Genomic DNA, 2,877 nt, shown 5'->3' with positions numbered 1-2,877 from the left:
CTTCTCCTTTTCCATCTTCTATCCCTACTTCTTTTAATAATGAAGTTACCGTACGCTCTGCGAGTTCGTCTGCTGAAATAATTTTTTCACGACGGATACCAGGTTCTCCATGAATACCAACGCCAAACTCCATCTCATCTTCTGCAATCTCGAAAGTAGGAGTTCCTTTAGCAGGAACTGTGCAGGAAGTTAGTCCAAAGCCAATGCTTTTAACATTCGCAATAGCGTTTTCTGCTGCCTCTTTCACTTTTGGTAGATCATAGCCGCGTTCTGCTGCAGCACCTGCTATTTTATGAACAAGAACAGTACCAGCTACTCCGCGTCTTCCAACTGTATATAAACTGTCCTGTACAGCAATATCATCATCTACTTTTACATAATCCACTTGAATTCCATCTTCTTCTGCCAGATAAGCAGCATTCTTGAAATTCATCATGTCACCACTGTAGTTCTTAATCACTAGTAAAGTTCCCTTATCGCTAGCTGTTTCTTTAATGGCTTGATAAATCTGTATTTGAGAAGGTGAAGCAAATACATCACCACAAACTGCTGCATCTAACATGCCCTTTCCTACATATCCAGCGTGAGCAGGTTCATGTCCACTTCCGCCCCCGCTAATTATACTTACTTTACTTTTATTAATTTGGTCTTTTTTAATGACTTTATATTTTTCAATTAAATTCAGTTCAGGATGTGCTAGAACCAKCCCTTTACACATCTCAAGTACAACATCTTCCGGTTTATTAATAATTTTTTTCATTTTATATCAACCTCTTCTTATAATCATTTCCAATTTGATCAGCTGCGATGATAGCTGCAGCTACTGACTCTGGATTAACAGGGAATGGCATAGAATAGATAGATTCCTCTGGAATACAAGCTTTATTAGCTACTTCCATTAACTCTTCTTGTGTAATTTGTTCCACTCCAATATCAGCGAGACAAACTGGAAGTCCTACTGCTAAACAGAAATCTAACACTTCTTCTATTTCCTCAGTTGGCGCATTTTCCAATACCAATTGTGCTAATGTACCAAAAGCTACTTTTTCACCGTGGAAGTAGTGGTGAGCACTTTCTAAAAGAGTAAGCCCATCATGAATCGCATGTGCTCCAGCTAATCCACCACTTTCAAACCCTAATCCTGATAATAAGATATTGGCTTCAATAATGTTTTCTAAGGCTGGAGTAACAACATTATGATCGCTTGCAGCTTTTGCTTTAACCCCGTCCTCTAATAGAGTGTTGTAGCAATGTTCTGCTAACACTAATGCTGCATTTGTACCTTTTGCTGTTGAACATAAATCCTCACGTACTCCACAAGGTAATCCAGCATTTACATTAGAGAAAGAACGTGCTGTTGCTCTTGCTTCGAAATAAGTGGATAACGCATCCCCCATACCAGATACTAAGAATCTAGTAGGTGCATTAGCAATGACTGTTGTATCAATTAATACAACACTTGGGCTTTGCTTAAAGTATGCGTAATCATCGAAAGCACCCTCTGGTGTATAGATAACTGCGGAATGACTTGTAGGTGCATCCGTAGCAGCGATTGTTGGGACGATAATTAATCCCTCTCCCTCAGCCACACATTTTGCTGTATCAATTGCCTTACCGCCACCTAAACCAATTGTACAATCACAGTTGTTTTCTTYCGCTATTTCCTGCAATCTAGAAATTTCTGGTCTTGAACATTCGCCATTGAATCCGCCTTCAAAAAATGTAATACCATATTTTTCTGCTGTTGCATCTAATTTGTCTTGTACACGTTTAATATCTTCAGGATGTGCTATTAAAAGTGCAGAAGTACCAAATGTTTTCACAAAATAACCTAAATTTAAAATTTCATCTTCACCTTGAATATATTTTGAAGGACTAATAAATGCTTTTCTCATAAATAAAACCTCCTAATTAACTTTGTAATCCCTTACAATCGGAATTTTACTATCTTTTGTATAAGATTACATTAGTCTTAAGTGACGAGTTTTTACAACTTTTTATCGTATTTTTTTGCTCTCTTCATTTAATATGGTATTATTATGACATTATTTCAGGTAAAAATACTACTAAGTTCACGTTGAAAAGAGGTTACCTTTATCGCTGAACAATCTTTTATTTTACGAACTCAGGAATAAAATAAAGATATTCTCAAATAGGTAATCCAAACTACCGCACGGAAAGTAGAAGCAAGGGAGATAAAACATCATTGAAAACTACTTACATGAATTTAGATAAAATACTAGATTTAAAGAAATGGCGAAACCTTCAAGATTCGCTTGCGCTTGTTACAAAATTAGCGATTGTCACGGTTAACTATAAAGGAGTGCCCATTTCTCAACACAGTGGTGTACGTCCGTTTTGTGAGACTATGCGTAAAGATCCTAATACAGCAAAGCTTTGTGAAAAGTGCGATGCGCGGGGAGGATTAGAGGCAGTCAGAACCAATGCTCCTTATATCTATTTATGTCACTGGAATATTATCGATATTGCCATTCCCATTATAATTGATGATAAATATGTAGGTGCCATCATGGCGGGAGAAGTGAAAATTAAGGACGGTGACAAACATCCTCCCTTGGAACAAATGCTTACTGTTCCATCAAAGGGATTTGAACAAAATTTAAATAATAATGAGGAAATACAGCGTCTATATGATTCTATTCCTACTCTATCCTATACAGAAATTAACGACGCTGCTCAAATGTTATATAGGCTTTGTAACTACATTGTAGAGGAAGCTATGAATAAAAACTTAATTTTAGAAGTATATGAAAAGATGGCTCCAGTAAAAGAGGACCTTTCTACTGAAGACATTTCTTACGGTTATTCTCTAGATAATATTCAAAATATAAAAAAGGAATTAGCCAACACAGTTAC

3 protein-coding genes are annotated in these 2,877 nt (G+C 36.6%); 1 reads left to right on the top strand and 2 read right to left on the bottom strand.

Going from position 1 to position 2,877, the window contains the following annotated elements; translation table 11 throughout:
• Together AC1DRF_RS21655 and AC1DRF_RS21650 are read right to left on the bottom strand one after the other, a co-directional pair.
• On the bottom strand, nt 1–760 hold a 760-nt coding region (locus AC1DRF_RS21655; protein ID WP_477741664.1), incomplete at its 3' end, for a dihydroxyacetone kinase subunit DhaK.
• A gap of 1 nt (nt 761) precedes the next feature.
• Nucleotides 762–1,895, bottom strand: coding sequence for a glycerol dehydrogenase (locus tag AC1DRF_RS21650; RefSeq protein WP_477741663.1), 1,134 nt, complete (start codon nt 1,893–1,895; stop codon nt 762–764).
• Between the two features lie 326 nt (nt 1,896–2,221).
• Here AC1DRF_RS21650 and AC1DRF_RS21645 point away from each other — a divergent pair.
• On the top strand, nt 2,222–2,877 hold a 656-nt coding region (locus AC1DRF_RS21645; RefSeq protein ID WP_477741662.1), incomplete at its 3' end, for a PocR ligand-binding domain-containing protein.

The organism is Priestia sp. P5_B4 (assembly GCF_056400385.1).
This window is presented reverse-complemented; position numbering and strand designations above follow the sequence as displayed.